Below are 15281 nucleotides of genomic sequence, written 5' to 3'. Positions count from 1 at the left end.
GCCGCGCCTCTCGGACGGCGAGGCGCGCACCAGGGCGTCAGTCCGCGCCCGCCGTGGGGGCCGAAGCCAGCGGCACGTCGGGGCGCGGTGCTGGCAAGCTGCGATACGCGAACACGCAGTAGGCCGCGCCGAGCAGGGCGCCTGGCACCCACCAATACAGCGCGGTGACCAGCGCGTCCGCGTGGTTCGCGGCCGCGTGCACGGTCAGCCCCCGCGCCGCCTCGCGGGCCGGGAGCACATACGGGAAGATGGCGTAGGCCGCGCTCGCCAGGAGGGCCGTGATGAACGCCGCCGACGCGCGGAACGCTCGCCGGAAGCGCCCTTTGCGAATCGCCGCGGCGAGCATGCCCAGGGCGCCCAGTCCACCCAGCGGCGCGACGAGCCCGATGGGGCGCGCGCTCAGGTTGTGCAGCAGGTTGGGCTGCACATACAGCGTCGCTCCCGTCAGCAGCGTGACCAGCAGGCCCGCGGCGCGCAGCAGCTTGGGGGCGTCGGCCCGCGCTCGCTCCCCAACGACCCCGTCCACGCGGTGCGCGAGCCACAGCGCCCCGTGCAGCGCGAGCACCGCCACCGCGCTCAGTCCGCACAGCGCCGTGTACGCGTCGACCACGCCCACCTGCCCTTCGGTGCCAGGCGCCGGCCACCACACGCTCGTCCACAACGGGGCGAAGAACTGACCCTCCGAGTCCAGCGAGACCCCTCGCACCACGTTGCCCAGGGCTGCCCCCAGCGCGAAGGTCAGGAGCCCGCTCGCGCCCGCGAACGACGCGTCCCAGAGCGCGCTGAAGAGCGGATGGGGCAGCAAGTGCCGCAGCTCGATGCCGAGGGCGCGGAAGGTGAGCAGCCACAGCACCAAGGTGAGCGGCAGGTAGAAGCCGCTGAAGGCGACGCCGAACACCACGGGGAACGCGAGGTACAGCGTGGCCCCGGCGACCACCAGCCAGACCTCGTTGCCGTCCCACACCGGCCCGATGGAGCGCAGCACGGCGCGTCGCTCGTCGTCCGTGCGTGCGACGCGGTGGTGCAGCATGCCCACGCCCAGGTCGAAGCCATCCAGGACCGTGTAGGCGATCAGCGGGAGCGCAGTCAGCGCGAACCAGGTGAGCTCCAGCATCAGTGCGCCTCCTCCGTGGGCGACGGGCCCTGCTGCACGATGCGCTGCAGCGTGAGGACGAACACCAGCGACAGCAGCGCGTAGAGCCCCATGAAGCCCAGCAGCGTGAAGAGCACGTTGCCCTCCGAGACCGCGAGCGAGGTTCCGTCGCGCGTGTGCATGAGCCCATGCAGCAGCCACGGCTGCCGACCCAGCTCGGCGGTCATCCAGCCCGCGGTGTTCGCGATGAAGGGGAAGGGGGTCGCCAGCATCAGCGCGGTCAGCACGGGCCGCGTCTCGCTCAGCCGGCGGCGCCAGAGGAGGAACGCCGCGCCGCCCATGAGCGCCATGAACAGCGTCCCCAGCCCCACCATCACGTGGTACGCGTAGTAGAGCAGGGGGACGTTGTCGGGCCACTCCTCGCGCGGGTACTCGCGCAGGCCCTCGATGCGCGCGCTCCACCGCTGATGCGTCATGATGGACAGCACGCGGGGCAGCACGATGGGGTTGTCGAGGTGCAGCGTGTCCATGTTGGGCTGCCCGACCAGCACCAGCCCCGCGCCATCCTCGGTCTCGAAGTGCCCCTCCATGGCCGCAAAGCTGATGGGCTTGTGCTCGGCCACCAGCCGCGCCTGCAGGTCGCCCGTCGGCATGGCGCTCGCCACGGAAGCGACGACCCCGGCGATGACGCCCACGCGGAGGAAGAGCGCCGCGTGCTCGCGGTGCTGGTCCATGAGGGTGTAGTAGGCGCCCACGCCGCTCATCACGAAGGCCGCGGTGATGACCGACCCGACCATGGTGTGGGCGTACTGGACGAAGGCCCACGGGTTGGTCAGGTACGCGGTCAGGCTCGCGAGGCGCAGCGACCCGTCGGGGAGCAGCTCGTAGCCCACCGGGTGCTGCATGAACGCGTTGGTCACGACGATGAACCAGCCGCTCAGCCACGTACCCACGCACACCATCAGCGCGGCGACGAAGTGACCGCGCGGGCCCAGGCGCTGCTCCCCGTACACCAGGAGGCCCAGGAAGGCGGACTCCAGCACGAACGCGAAGATGCCCTCCATGGCCAGCGTCTGCGAGATGACCCCGCCGGCCGCCGTGCTGAAGCGCGCCCAGTTGGTGCCGAACTGGAACTCGAGGGGGATGCCCGTGACCACACCCATCACGAAGGTGAGCGCGAAGACCCGGATCCAGAAGCGCGCGGCCTCGTTGGCCAAGGTCGCGCGGGGGCCCGCCCCGCTGCGCAGCCCGATGGCCTTCAGCACCACCACCAGCAGCGCAAGGCCCATGGTGAGCTGCGGGAACAGGTAGTGGTACGTGACGGTGAACGCGAACTGGAAGCGGTGGGCGGCGAGCGCGTCCATGCCGAGAGCTTGGGGGCGGCTGGTCTCGAAAGCCAGCCCGACGATGTCAGTTGCAGGCGTCGTCGTGCGCGGTGGACTCGGCGTCGCAGGCGTCGAGGTCCTCGGGCACGGCGTACGTGGTCCCGTCGAACGTCGTGCACTCGTAGGACTGGTTCTCGACGCATGCCTGCCAGGCGAGGAAGGCCGTCTCACATGCCGTGCCCGCGTCGACCGTGATGCCGTAGGCGCTGCACAGGGTGCGGCAGGTCTCGTCGTCGGCCGCAGGGCAGGCCGCAACGCTCGCGTCGCAGGCCGCCTCGCAGGCGCTCTCGGCGGCCTGGTTCACGCCGCGCAGGTCCTCGTCGCCGCATCCAGGGACAGCGGCCAGGACGGCGAGCGCCGTGAGCGCCGCCGCGGCGGTGGCGAAGGCTCGACGAAGGAGAGAGGGGAGGGTGTCGTTTGTGTTCATGCGGAGCACGCTAGCGGCGGCGCCCCCCCGCGGAAATGGACCTCAACATTTGTTGAGGGGGCGCCGAGGCCCACGATCAGCCGCCGAACAGGAGGCCCGCGTGGCAAGGGCGCTCAGCGGGGCTCGGCCTCGATCAGCCCCGCGCCGTAGGCGTAGCGCACGAGGTCCGCGATGCTCTGCACGCCGAGCTTGCCGCGGATCTTCGCGAAGTGGTTGCTCACCGTGCAGGAGTGCACGTTCAGCTCCGCCGCGATCTCGGCGACGGTCGCCCCGGCCAGCAGCCGCATGAACACCTGGTGCTCGCGCGGGGTCAGCTCGTCGTGTGGCGCGCTCCCGCGTGCCACGTCGCTCGCGGCGTGCTGCATGAGCTCGTAGCGTGGCGTCGACACCGCGCGGCGGATGGCCTCCACCAGCGCCTCGGGCGGCTTCTCCTTGCTGACGTAGGCCACGGCCCCAGCCGCGATGCTTCGCTTCCCGAGCTGCTCCTCGGGGTACATGGAGTGGACCACGATGGGGAGCTGCGGCCGCCGTGCGTGCAGGCGCCGCAGGACCTCCGTGCCCGTCACGCGCGGCAGCGAGAGGTCCAGCACCACCACGTCGCACGTGTCCACGAGCGGGCTGTTGAGCACCTCGCGTCCGTTGCTGGCCTCGCCGACCACCTCGAAGCCGCCCAGCTCGTGCAGCACTTGGCGCATACCCATGCGCACCATGGCGTGATCGTCGGCGATGAAGACACGGATCATGACATAGCCTCGCTCTCGTACGGGACGCGCACCAGCACCTTCAGCCCACCGCCCGGCTCCGCGTCCAGGCGCAGCTCGCCGTTCAGCTCGTGGACCCGCTCCCGCAGACCCTTGATGCCGAACCCGAGCGTGTCCGCCTGCGCGTCGTAGCCGCGCCCGTCGTCCGTGACGGCCAGAGTCACGTCGTCACTCGTGAGCGCGAGCGCGACGTGGATGGACGTGGCGCCGCTGTGCTTGAGCGCGTTGTTGGTGGTCTCCTGGAGCGCGCGGAACATGGTGAGCGCGACCTGCGGGGCCAGGCTCTCGAAGCTGTGCCCCGCCGCGGCGCGCGACTCCAGCACGCAGGGCACCCCCGTGTTCTCCGTGACGCGCTCACACAGCCACTCGGCGGCGGCCTCGAGCCCGTGGTCTTCCAGGATGCGCGGGCTCAGGCTGGCCACCACGGTGCGCAGCGACTGCGTCGACCCGTCCAAGAGCGCTGCCAGGTCCGCCAGCAAGAGGTCGAGGGGCTCGCCGCTGTTGCGCTGCGCACGAGCCGAGAGGCGTGAGAGCGCGTAGCGCATGGCCGTCATGCTCTGCCCCAGGTCGTCGTGCAGGTCGCGCGCGATGCGCCGCAGCGTGGACTCCTGCACGGACGAGAGGTGCTGCGCCAGGGCCTGCAGTTCGCTCGTACGCTCGCGCACCAGGTCGCTCAGGGAGTCCGTCATGGCGGCCAGCTCGGCGTTCGCGCGCTGCGTCGCCAGCTGCTGGAAGAACGCGTGACGCGTGACGCGTAGCCACAGCTCTCCCACGGCGATGGACAGCAGCACGGCGAACACCTGGAAGCTCACCTGGCTCGCGAAACCCGGGGTCGAGAGGGTATCCGCGTTGGACAGGACGTACCCGCCCACGAGCGTGCCGCTGACCAGGCTCGACGCGACGACCCGGGCCCGCAGGCGCAGCGGGATGAACGCGACAGGGATGATCGCGATGGCAGCGTTGGCGAACCACTGGAGCCCCTCGGGCCCGGCCGCTCCGAGGGAGTAGCCGATGGCGCCCGAGAAGGCCGCGTACGTCACGGTCGCCGCCAGCAGCGCGGCGTCTCCGGCGGGCTTCGCGACGCCGAAGACGAGCACCCCGGTGAGGACGACGAAGAGCGCGCGCCAGCGCAGCGCGGCGAACACAGGTACGTGCTCGGCCCTCGGAATGACCACCAGATCCAGCGGCCACCAGGCCAGCGTGAAGAAGACCATCACGGCGCAGGCCATGAGCCCCAGCTGGCGCGCCAGTGTCGCGGCGTAGTCGTCGAAGGTGGCCTCGTCCTGCGCGGACTGCGGCGGGACGGGGCGAAACAGCGGCGGGACGAGGGAATCGAGGCGCGAGCTCACAGTGGCCCGGCGAGCGTACCGCGGATTGCGCGGTTCGTTGATCAGCTGTCGCACCAGAGGTCGTAGACCGTGGCAGCTGAGCCGAAGAGCGAGCGCGGGATGCTGCAGAACAACAGCTTCGCGGTGGCGTACGCGGGGTTCCCACCTGCGCCGCTCTGTTCGACGAGCTCGTTGATGATGATCGACATCTGCTGCACCACCGCGTCGCGGTCGTAGTCGTCGAGGCCGTACTCGTCGAGGGCGTTCTCCGCGCAGTGCGAGTCCTGGAAGTCCTCGTGGTCGCCCTCCCAGCAGATCAGCAGGGCCGCGCCCCCCACCAGCTGGAGCCCGTCCACGTAGTTGCTCTCACACAGGCGCCCCTCGAACGAGCGCAGCGAGAACACGCCGTCCGCCAGATCCCCGCGGCGGCACAGGTACATCTCGAGCGCGGAGGTGTCGGCGCTGATCGCGTCGATCTCCCCCACGAGCTCGTCTTGGATGTGGTGCTGGATGTCGGACGCCTCCTGTTCGGGGTCCTCCTCGGCCTCACAGGCCGCGAGGGGGTAGAGCGCGAAGAGGGCGAGGAGGGGCAGCAGGCGGTGGTCCATGGGGGCAGCCTGACAGGCGCGTCAGGCCTTCCTCAATGGCTCCAAACCAATGTTTGGGTCCGACTCGTGAGGTCAGGGGGAGCGGGTCTGCCCCAGCCAGCGGAGCGCGCTGGACCAGAAGCGTCGCAGGTCGTCCGCCAGCATGTTCCACTGGCTGTCGAACATCACCCACTCGTCGGCGAACAGGTACACGCGCCCAAGGTCGACTTCGTTCACGCCGATCAGCGCGCGGTTGGCGGTGTCACTCCCCACGATCAGCGCCGTCGGGGAGGTCGTGACCACGGGGAAACCCCCGATCACGGGCACGGTGCGCACGCGCTCGACCGCTGGGTGGTCTTCGAAGCGCGTGGCGTCGCTGTTGATGACCGGCAGCTGGAACACGAACGCGAGGCCGAGGTTGGTCAGCAAGGAGTTGGCGCGGTCCACCGTCGGCGGCTGGTTGTAGTGCCCGGTGACGGCCATCAAGCCTCCACCCGCGCGCACCCACGCCTCCAGCACCGCCGCCTCGTCCGCGCCGTAGGTGCGCTGCAGCTGGTCCAGGATGATGATGTCTGCGTCAGCGATCACCTCCGCGGTGAGCACCTGCGCCGCGTCCGTCAGCACGCGACGGCTGCTCGCGCCGTTCGTGCGGATCCACTGCTCGAACGTGCCCGACACCTGCGAGCCCGAGCGCCCCAGCAAGACGATGTTCAGGCAGTCCGGGACGCCGTCTGCGCCCCGGTCGATCACGTCGATGGTTCCGTCGCAGTCGTCGTCGAGCCCATTGCACACCTCCTCCTGGGGGGGCAATGGGGTGCACTCGGCGGGTAGGGCGACGTCGCAGCTCTCGCCCTGGGCGACGCACAGGCCAACGCCGCACGTCACCTGCTCGACCACCTCGTCGATGGTTCCATCGCAGTCTTCGTCGACGCCGGTGCCGCATCGCTCGAGCCCAGCAGGGAGAGGGACGCACTGCGCGGGGGTGCTCTCGTCGCAGCTCTCCGCGCTCCGTACGCACTGGCCGAGCCCGCAGGCGATCCGTTCGACCACCTCGTCGACAGAGCCATCACAGTCCTCGTCGACGAGGGTCCCGCACACCTCGGGAGATGGCATGCACGCGGGGCCGGTGTCGACGTCGGCGCCCATGTCGGTGCCAACGTCTCGCGTGCCCATGTCCTGCGTGCCCACGTCCTGCGCGCCCACGTCCGCCGCGGCAGCGTCCCGGGGGCCAGCGTCTGGCACGTCGGCGTCACGCACCTGGGCGTCCAGGGGTACGTCGGCGTCTTCGGTCGACGCATCTGGCGCGCTCGCGTCGGCGTCGGGCGTGGCCCCGTCGCTGGGGCCCTCCGTCCCGTGGTCGTCGAGGACGGACGCATCGCTCTCGGCCTCGACGACGTGGTGTTGGTAGCAGCCCACCGACAGAGCACCGAGGTGGAACGTCACCCACGTCACGGCGAGGGCATCGAGGACACGGGGGGGACGCGGCATGGCGCGCATTGTACGTGGTGCACGGGTGATTGCCGAATCAGTGACGAGCTCGGCCCGCGGGCGAGCAGCAGAGCGCGCGCGACCGACCCGCTCGAGGGCGCTTGCGCCGTGGGATCACCGGCCAGGTACGGGCACCCGCACCGGCACACGCGGCGGGACCTCGACGCGCGCGGGTGTGGGGGGAGGCGACGGGTCGAGCGTGATCACGGGGAGGTCCACGGACTCCACCCTCACGGGCGGCTCGTCGACGGGCGGCGGTGTGTAGGATCCGATGCCTCCCTGGACGACCTCCATCGGCATGGTCCCCATCACCTCGCACGGCTCACCCATCGTGGCGGTCGAGTAGGCGCCCACACCAGCCGCGGCGCTGACGGTCAGGGTGGCGGCCACCGCGAGCCGCTTCAACCGCCGCTTCCCGCTCCCCGTCGGGCAGTCCGAGGTCATGACCGTTCCGTCGGCGCGCCGGTAGAAGCGGACGCACAGCTCGCCCTCCCGCTCGCGCAAGAGAGCCTCTGCCTGGTGGGGCTCCAGCGCCGAGAGGTTGTACACGTTCTTGTCGCACTTGCCGCAGTGCCGGACGCGGTCGTCCCCCTGCATCCCCTCCCACGACTCGCGGCACGGGCTGGCCACGCGCAGCTGGCTCAGCAGCGGCAACGCACGACGCACGCGCGCGTGATCCAGCTGCGGCCCCAGCGCCTCGAGCTCGCGACGGATGCGGGCGGAGCGCGCGACGTGTGCGTCGTGGGCGGCCAGCTGGGCGTCGAGCGTCTCGAGTTCACGTTGCAGCGCGCGTTCGCGGGCGGCCAGGACGGGGAGGGCGTCGCGGTAGGACATGGCGCACAGACCCGGGTCCTTCCGCGTTCCTTGGCTGGTGGCGCAGCCCCGTGCATTCCACGTGACTTCTTGCGTGAGAGGTGCCTCCTTTGCTGCGCCCGTGTGGTACAGAGGGGCGGCGTCGGGCGGTGGTCCCGCGTCGTGGAGGTGCCCATGGAAGAGCGAATGATCACTGCCCTGCTCGTGGCCAAGGTCCTGGTGGCGGACGGCATCATGGCGGACACCGAGAAGGCGCGACTGCTCCAGATCATGGAGGAGCTGCGGCTCGACGTCGCCGAGAGCGAGCAGGTGCTGCTGCTGGACGGAATGGACGCTGCCGTCGAGGCGGCGCGAGGGCTCCCCGCGGAGACGCGCGCCGCGCTGATGGACAGGCTGGCGGAGGTTGCGCTGGTGGACGGAAGGCTGAGCCCGCACGAGCTGCGTGAGATCCAGGAGCTCGCGGCCGCGCTCGACGTCTGAGGTCCACGACGTCCCGAGCGGCCCGGCGCCGCTCGGGAGGGTGCCCGTGTCGGCCACGTGTAGGGGCTGCGCAGCTCAGCGCAACACGAAGGCCTCGACCGCGTCGACCTCGATCCCCGCCGTGATCCCCGTGCAGCGCATCGTCTCGGCGTCGAGGTGGGTGTCGGCGACGCCCCGTAGGGCCCGCTCCAAGATCGGCAGCAGCGACGCGTCGCCCGTGCCGCCCCCGTCCGCGATGGCCTGCACCACCAGGGCCTGGATGTCCTCCACGGGCACCACGCCGCCCAGCATGCCCGTCGCGCTGCCATCCTCGCGCAGCGTGAAGCGCCCCTGCACTTCGGTGAGTCGCACGTCACCGCGGGTCATCGCGAAGCGCAGCGGGAGGGTCAAGCTGGGCAGCGGACCGAAGCGCAGCACGCCGCGCTCGATGGCTCCCGAACCCACCGACACGTCCGTGTCGCTGCGCACGTCGAACGACTGCCCCGGCTCGGCGAAGCCGTCGGTGCCGATGGCCACGGGGCCGTCGCCCCGGAAGGCGCGCACCGTGACGCGCGGGTCGTCGTCGAGGCTGTGGAGGTCGTCCAGCTCGACCAGGACGCTCAAGCCCCCGTCGTTGATGGTCTGCTGCAGCGTCGCGTTGATGTCTCCGAAGCCGAACAGCTGGATCACGCCGCCGAGCACGACGAGCTGCGCGTCCACACCGGTCTCGCCCATGGTCCCGACGACGTCCGTGTGCGCACACCCCGAGCCATCCGCTGGCGCCGTGCCGTCGGAGTCGATTCCGTCCAGGTCGAGCCCGGCCGTGCCCATGGGACCTGCTTCGAGGGCGATGGTGGCCCGTGTCACCAGCCACGCGCGCGGCGGGAGCGGGGCTTCTGCGGCGTCACATGAGAGCAGCGCACCGCAGAGCGCGCCCCAAGTCAGCGCGCTGCGACGTACGCGCCCTGCGGCGCACGCTCGCGGTGCGCCCGCCGGGGGCGTCACGGGGCCGCCGCCGCTGCGCTGCACGCCTCGGCGATGCTCTCGATGACCTCGCGTCCCCGCGCCGTCTCCGTGCCCGAGAGCAGATTCTCGCGGTAGAAGGCTGCCGCCGTCGCTGGGGTCGGATACGCGGAGGCGCGCCGTGGCGCAGTCGCAGTGCGTCGCACGTACAGGGGACACGCCCGCAGCGTCGGTGCAGCCCTGGATGCAGTGATGCCGAAAGCCCGCGTAGAGCATGGCTCCGCCACCGCAGGCCAGGTCCGCGCGCTCGATCATCCGCTGCAGCTCGGGGGACAGCGCGCAGAGGAGGGCGTGGGGGCGAGCGGTCGAGGTCATGTCGAGGACTCCCTGCCGAGGCGGTGTGCCCGCGGTCCGAGCCACAGCGTATCTCGGATCGTGGCGACGCGGTCCACGGTGAAGACCGACGCTGCGCCGCTTCGCGCTCAGCGGCCGCGGGCGGCGCGTCGAGGCGGAGGTGCGATGGCGCGTTGGATGTCCACGTTCAGGCGGCGCAGCTGCTCGTGCGCCGCCTGCAGGGCGAGCAACGCCGGCTGCAGCGCGGCCTGCGTGGCGGGGTCGCTCGCGTCGCGGGTGGCGGAGAACTCGCCGAGGCGCTGGGCGAACGTATCGAGCGTGGCGGGCAACGCTTCCAAGGCGCCCATCTGCCGGTCCTCGTACTGACCCAGGAGGAAGTAGTAGTCCCGACCCTCCTCTTCGTCCGACAAGCGGCGCAGCTCCCTGCGCCCCTCGCGGATGTCGTCTTCCTGCTGAATGGCCTGCCACAGGTGCTCCGTGGCCCGCGAGCAGGACGCCGCTGCGGCACGACCGGGCGTCCGCACGGCGTCGGGGCACGTGGCCCACGACGTGCGCGCCGCCTCGCACAGGGCGTCGATGCTGACCAGCATGTTCTCGGCGCGCGTCCAAGGGCGCGGGGTGCGCTGGCGCGCGAGCCGCGCGGTGTTCAGGCGCAGGGCCGCGAGGGCGTCCTCGCTCGGGCTGCAGGCGCTCGGGGGCGGCTCGGCCGGCAGCGCGGGGCCCGCGTTACGTCGCTGGGCTCCGTCCGTCCCCGGCTCCATGGGATTCACGGGGCGCTCGCCGAGGGCGTGGGGCACCCCCGTGACGATCGCCAGAGCCAGCGAGAGCGCCATGACGGACAGCACGCGAAAAACTGACCGGGGGGTGCGCAAGCGACGCATGGGTCTGCCGAAGATAGCGGCTCCCGAGGCCCCTTGCCCAACGGAGAACGTCACACCGTGAAACGCCCACAGCGCCACACACCGGCCCTGGCCACCCTGGTTCCGTCACAGGCCCGTGCTACCTCTCCACCCATGCTCACGTGCGTGCGTGTTCGGAACTTCGCCATCATCGACGAGCTCGAGGTCGAGCTCGGGTCCGGCCTGAACGTCTTCACCGGCGAGACGGGGGCCGGCAAGTCCATCCTCGTCAGCGCCTTGCAGCTGGTGCTCGGGGGCAAGGCACGGCCGGACGTGGTGCGCACCGGGGCCGAGCAGGCCGAGGTGGAGGCCCTGTTCGACATCTCGCGTGACCCAGCGGCGCGCGCGCGCATGGTGGAGGCGGGCATCGAGGTGGAGGACGACGAGCCCGAGCTGGTCATCCGTCGCGTCATCCAGGCCAACGGCCGCACGCGCGCGTTCGTCAACGGGCAGATGGCCACCGCCAGCCAGCTCGCCCAGGTCACCAGCGGCCTCGCGGACATCTCCTCGCAGCACCAGTACCACACGCTGGTCGACGCGCGGACCCACCTCGGCTACCTCGACGCGTTCGCGGGGCTCGAGGCGGACCTCGAGTCCATCACGGAGGCCCACCGCGCCTTCGCCGACGCGGACGCCCGCGTGCAGGACCTCGTCGCGCGTCATCGCGACCGTGGGCAGCGGGAGGACTTGCTGCGCTTCCAGCTGAAGGAGATCGACGACCTCGCGCCGCGCGCGGACGAAGAGGAGGAGCTGCTGGCCGAGCGCGGCGTGCTGCGTCACGCCGAGAAGCTGTCGGGCGTCGCCGGCGGCGCGGAGCACGTGCTGTACTCGGCGGACAAGGCCGTGTGCGAGAAGGTGGCCCGTGTCGTCTCGGACCTGCGCGGCGGCGCGGTCTACGACGCGCGGCTGAACGCCATCGCCGATCAGGTGGAGGCCGCTCAGACCCAGCTGGAGGACGCTGCCTCCGAGCTGGGTCGCTACGCGCGGGGCATCAACGTCGACCCCGCGCGTCTCGCGCAGGTGGAAGAGCGGGCGGACCGCCTGGCGCGCCTCAAGCGCAAGTACGGGGGCACGTTGGCGGACGTCATCGCCCTGCGCGCCAAGGTCGCGGTGGAGCTGGCCGACCTGGACGACTTCGAGGCCGCGCTCAGCACGGCCGAGCACGCCCGCGAGGTGGCGCGCGAGGCAGCCGCGAAGATCGCGCTGCGCCTGCGCGAGGGCCGGAAAAAGGCCGCCTCCAAGCTCAGCGCGTCCATCAGCGCGGAGCTGGCCTCGCTCGGCATGGGCGACGCGGCGGTCGAGGTGGACGTGCAGCCCCTCGAGGGCCGCGGCGGCGAGCTCGAGATCGAAGGCGCGCGGCTGTCGCCTACGGGCATCGACCGGGCCGAGTTCCTCATCGCACCCAACCGCGGCGAGGCGGCGCGCCCGCTGGCCAAGGTCGCGAGCGGCGGCGAGCTCTCGCGCGCCATGCTCGCCATCAAGCGCGTGCTGGCGGGCGTGGGCCCGGCGGGCCTCTACGTGTTCGACGAGGTGGACTCGGGCGTGGGCGGCGCGGTGGCCGAGGTCATCGGCCAGAAGTTGGGGGACGTGGCCGCGCACAGCCAGGTGCTGTGCATCACGCACCTCGCGCAGATCGCGGTCTATGGCGACACGCACTTCCGCGTGCACAAGGAGGTGGTCGGCGAGCGCACCCACAGCCGCGTGTCCAAGCTGGCCGAGGGCGAGCGCCTGGAAGAGGTGGCCCGCATGCTCGGCGGGCTCACCGTCACGGCCGCCACGCGCGCGGCGGCCGAGGACATGATGCGTGGCGCGGTCCGGCCGGGCGCAGGTGGCGAAGGCGCGCCCACCGACAAGCCCGAGAAGAGCCCCAAGGCTGGCAAGTCGTCCGCCAAGAGCGGCAAGGGTAAGTCCGCCGCCTGAGGCCGGCGCGCTCCGTGTCGTGACGAGGCGTTCGATGGCTCCGGAGTCGTTCTCGCCGAACGGCGGGTGCGTTCGGCGGGGCCTCCGTCCGTCGTGGGTCCCCGTCGAGCGCCTCGCGGCACGGGGTCAGAAGTCGACGACGTTGGTCGCGTGGTCTGGATCGTTCACCAGCAGGTCCAGCCACTCGTAGCCGTTCATCGTCGCGCCTGCGTCGTTCGGGCCCGACTCGCGCATCCCCCCCAGGATGAAGCGCGAGATGTCGCTCGAGGTGACGTCCGGGCCGGTGAAGATGAGCGGGCCGAACACGTAGAGCACGGGCTCTTGCAGCCAAGCGGGGGCGTAGTCCACGTCAAGCAGGTACGTGTGCTCCGTGCCCGCGGTGATGAAGCGGTAGGCGCGGCCAGGCCACGCGTCGACGAGCTCGCCGGTCTCACGCAGCACGGCGGCTTGGTGCTGGTCTGCGGTGCCGCCCATGAAGAACTCGCCGATGACGAAGTCGCGGCTGTGCCCCATGTAGGCCACGGTGAGGCGTGGGTCGCGCTCGAGGGCCCAGTGCACCACCCCGGTCACGTGGCCGTCGTCGATGCAGCCCGGACATGACGCAGGGATGTACTGGCGCGCGTTCACCTCCCGCAGGATGCGGTCCACGAAGCCGGGGTCGCGGTCCGTCAGCACGGGCGCGCCCGAGTCCACCACCGCCAGCAGGTCCGTGCCTGGGTAGTAGTGACGCGCCAGCGCGATGGCCGCCACGCTGCCGTAGGAGCCGCCGCTCGAGCCAGCCACCACGACGCGGCTGGGGTTGGGGAAGCGCGCCTTGGCGGCCTCGAGCGCTGCGGTCAGGTTCAGCAGGCCGCGCTGGTACGCCATGTCGCGTGGGCCGTTGCGGTCGTCCCCGTCGCTAAGCACGCGGTCGACGTCGCCCATGAAGATGGACCCGTCGCAGTAGGGCACGTGCACCAGGTCCCAGTCCGCCAGCGGGTTGCGACGGTCCGACTTGTCGAGGATGCCGCCGAGGCCGATCAGGTCGCCCGTGGTGAGCAGCCGCAGGTTCAGCGCTGGCGAGACGGTCGCGGCGCACACCTCGGTGGTGCACACGCCGCCCGCCTGCAGGTAGATGACCAGCGCGTCGGAGTCCCCCTCGCGGGTCTCCACGAAGAACTCGTCCCCGCGCATGCACAGCGGACCGCCGACGGCGGGGTCCGTGCTGTAGCGGTTGACCTCGACGCCCGCGTAGAGCCACGCGTTGTCCACCTGCGCGGGCTGCACGGCGCGGGTCCCGACGTACTGGGTGAGGCCTGCGTCGTACACCTCCTGGTAGGGCGAGGGGGTCGTGCTGCCGCCGCCATCGTCGGGGTTCAGGCAGCTCGCCGACTCGAGCAGCGGGCAGCCGCCGAGCAGCAGCGCGAAGGTGCCGAGAGGCGCGAGGAGGCTTCGAAAGGTCATGGTTCGCTCCTGACCGCGTACGCAGACGCGTCGTGTGGTGTGGCGCGAACCTACAGAGGTGTTCCTTGGACTACATTGACCCACGACGGCCATTGATTGACCGTTCGGACCATCACCGACCGGGAGCCCGCTGGGGCGGACTGCCTAACGAGGCCGCTCGTGGGCACCTTCAGCGGGTCACGACGGGCTCACTCGCAGACGAGGATGTCCGGGTTCGCGGCGGCGCCCACGTCGGGGTCGTCGCAGCCGGCTGGCGTGGAGGTGTCGTGCGTGTAGCAGCTGCCGGGGTTCTCGTCGCAGTACGCCTCGCAGCGCTCCGCGTTGCAGCCGCCCCAGTTCAGCGTGTGGAAGCCCGTGTCGAGGTCGCGGCCCCAGCTGAAGCTCTGGCAACCGTGACGCAGGATGGGCCCGCAGTGCCCCTGGCAGCGCATCACGCCGTCTTCCGCGATGGCGCGCTCCGACACGAACGCGTCGATCACGTCGGCGCATGTCTGTCCGCCGCCTTCGCCCTGGGCGTTCTCTCCGCAGCGCTGGAACGAGTCGTGGGCGCCGTGCTCCTGGTCGTGGTCGGCCTCGGAGTTGGCGCACTCGTGGCAGGCGGTGCACTCGACCATGGGCGGCAGGCCAGCGGGCGGGCACTCCACCCAGCCCTCTTCACAGGCGCGCCTGCGCCAGTAGTTGATGCGCGCCAGGCAGCTGGTGCCCTCGGTCTTCCACACGGCGCGGGTGGTGTTGTAGGGCCCGCACTCCCACGTGCACGCTTGGTCGAGGGGTTGCACCACGCATGGACACACGCTGGCGTAGCGCTCCCCGAAGCAGTTCGCGTTGCCCGGGTCGACGTTGCAGCTGACCTGAGTTTCGTCGGGGAAGTAGCACGACCGCGTGCCGTCTTCGTCGGTCGCGATGGACACCAGGTACATCCCCTCGCCGGGCGCGACGCTGTCCCAGCAGCCCCCCGGACGACACGCGAAGCCGAGTGACTCGGCCACGGGGGCAAAGGCCTGTTGGTCCGGGAACTCGACTGTGCGCCCCTCGTCGCAGGTGTTGTAGGCGCAGTTGGACCCCAGCGCGTCGCGGCAGACCGCGGTGCAGGAGGGGCCGTTGACGTTGCCGGCCTCACGCATGACCCACACCACGTCTGGATCTTCGCCGCGCGCGCAGCGGTAGCCGGGGGCGCACTCCCACCCGCCTTCGATGGTGGTGGGCTGGCCTATGTCCACGCTACCCGTTCCAGCGTCACCTCCCGGCGATCCGCCGTGGCTGCAGGCCGCGAGGAGGACGCTGAGTCCCAGAGGGAGGGGCGTGAGCGCGACACGAGTCATGATGTCATCCAGGGTCGCACGTCCTGTACGTGCGCGTCG

14 protein-coding genes are annotated in these 15281 nt (G+C 71.1%); 2 read left to right on the top strand and 12 right to left on the bottom strand.

Going from position 1 to position 15281, the window contains the following annotated elements; all coding sequences use genetic code 11:
* Nucleotides 1-37: 37 nt before the first annotated feature.
* From cydB to H6726_24820, 8 genes are all read right to left on the bottom strand, one after another.
* Nucleotides 38-1114, bottom strand: coding sequence for a cytochrome d ubiquinol oxidase subunit II (cydB, locus tag H6726_24855; GenBank protein ID MCB9660900.1), 1077 nt, complete (start codon nt 1112-1114; stop codon nt 38-40).
* Nucleotides 1114-2457: a cytochrome ubiquinol oxidase subunit I gene (locus tag H6726_24850; GenBank protein ID MCB9660899.1), complete on the bottom strand. Its 1344-nt coding sequence runs from the start codon at nt 2455-2457 to the stop codon at nt 1114-1116. The genes cydB and H6726_24850 overlap by 1 nt, the downstream gene beginning before the upstream one ends.
* Nucleotides 2458-2503: 46 nt before the next feature.
* A complete protein-coding gene (locus H6726_24845; protein MCB9660898.1) occupies nt 2504-2905 on the bottom strand; it encodes a hypothetical protein in 402 nt (133 codons plus the stop codon).
* Between the two features lie 113 nt (nt 2906-3018).
* A complete protein-coding gene (locus tag H6726_24840) occupies nt 3019-3648 on the bottom strand; it encodes a response regulator transcription factor (protein ID MCB9660897.1) in 630 nt (209 codons plus the stop codon).
* Nucleotides 3645-5015, bottom strand: a complete 1371-nt coding sequence (locus H6726_24835) for a sensor histidine kinase (GenBank protein MCB9660896.1) — start codon at nt 5013-5015, stop codon at nt 3645-3647. The genes H6726_24840 and H6726_24835 overlap by 4 nt, the downstream gene beginning before the upstream one ends.
* Nucleotides 5016-5056: 41 nt before the next feature.
* Nucleotides 5057-5602, bottom strand: coding sequence for a hypothetical protein (locus H6726_24830; protein ID MCB9660895.1), 546 nt, complete (start codon nt 5600-5602; stop codon nt 5057-5059).
* A 72-nt stretch (nt 5603-5674) separates the two neighbouring features.
* Nucleotides 5675-7069: a hypothetical protein gene (locus H6726_24825; protein MCB9660894.1), complete on the bottom strand. Its 1395-nt coding sequence runs from the start codon at nt 7067-7069 to the stop codon at nt 5675-5677.
* Nucleotides 7070-7183: 114 nt separating this feature from the next.
* Complete coding sequence (locus tag H6726_24820; protein ID MCB9660893.1) at nt 7184-7903, bottom strand: hypothetical protein; 720 nt, start codon at nt 7901-7903, stop codon at nt 7184-7186.
* A gap of 153 nt (nt 7904-8056) precedes the next feature.
* Here H6726_24820 and H6726_24815 point away from each other — a divergent pair, with 153 nt between their 5' ends.
* On the top strand, nt 8057-8362 hold the full coding sequence (locus tag H6726_24815) for a TerB family tellurite resistance protein (protein ID MCB9660892.1): 306 nt from the start codon (nt 8057-8059) through the stop codon (nt 8360-8362).
* A gap of 75 nt (nt 8363-8437) precedes the next feature.
* Here the strand turns inward: H6726_24815 and H6726_24810 are convergent, their stop codons facing one another.
* Together H6726_24810 and H6726_24805 are read right to left on the bottom strand one after the other, a co-directional pair.
* Nucleotides 8438-9679 carry a hypothetical protein gene (locus tag H6726_24810; protein ID MCB9660891.1) on the bottom strand — a complete coding sequence of 414 codons (1242 nt, stop codon included), beginning with the start codon at nt 9677-9679 and terminating at the stop codon, nt 8438-8440.
* A 107-nt stretch (nt 9680-9786) separates the two neighbouring features.
* Nucleotides 9787-10491 carry a hypothetical protein gene (locus tag H6726_24805; GenBank protein ID MCB9660890.1) on the bottom strand — a complete coding sequence of 235 codons (705 nt, stop codon included), beginning with the start codon at nt 10489-10491 and terminating at the stop codon, nt 9787-9789.
* 180 nt (nt 10492-10671) lie between these two features.
* On the opposite strand from H6726_24805, the gene recN reads away from it, so the two are divergent.
* The gene (recN, locus tag H6726_24800; protein MCB9660889.1) at nt 10672-12477 is read left to right on the top strand and encodes a DNA repair protein RecN; all 1806 of its coding nucleotides are present in this window, start codon (nt 10672-10674) and stop codon (nt 12475-12477) included.
* A gap of 126 nt (nt 12478-12603) precedes the next feature.
* On the opposite strand, the gene H6726_24795 is transcribed toward recN, so the two are convergent.
* A complete protein-coding gene (locus H6726_24795) occupies nt 12604-13920 on the bottom strand; it encodes a hypothetical protein (GenBank protein MCB9660888.1) in 1317 nt (438 codons plus the stop codon).
* A 188-nt stretch (nt 13921-14108) separates the two neighbouring features.
* Complete coding sequence (locus H6726_24790; protein MCB9660887.1) at nt 14109-15242, bottom strand: hypothetical protein; 1134 nt, start codon at nt 15240-15242, stop codon at nt 14109-14111.
* Between the last annotated feature and the right edge of the window lie 39 nt (nt 15243-15281).

Source organism: Sandaracinaceae bacterium (genome assembly GCA_020633055.1).
In the GTDB taxonomy this organism is placed as follows: domain Bacteria; phylum Myxococcota_A; class Polyangia; order Polyangiales; family Houyiibacteriaceae; genus JADJJE01.
The sequence above is the reverse complement of the archived record's forward strand: the minus strand, read 5'-3'. Positions and strand labels throughout refer to the sequence as shown.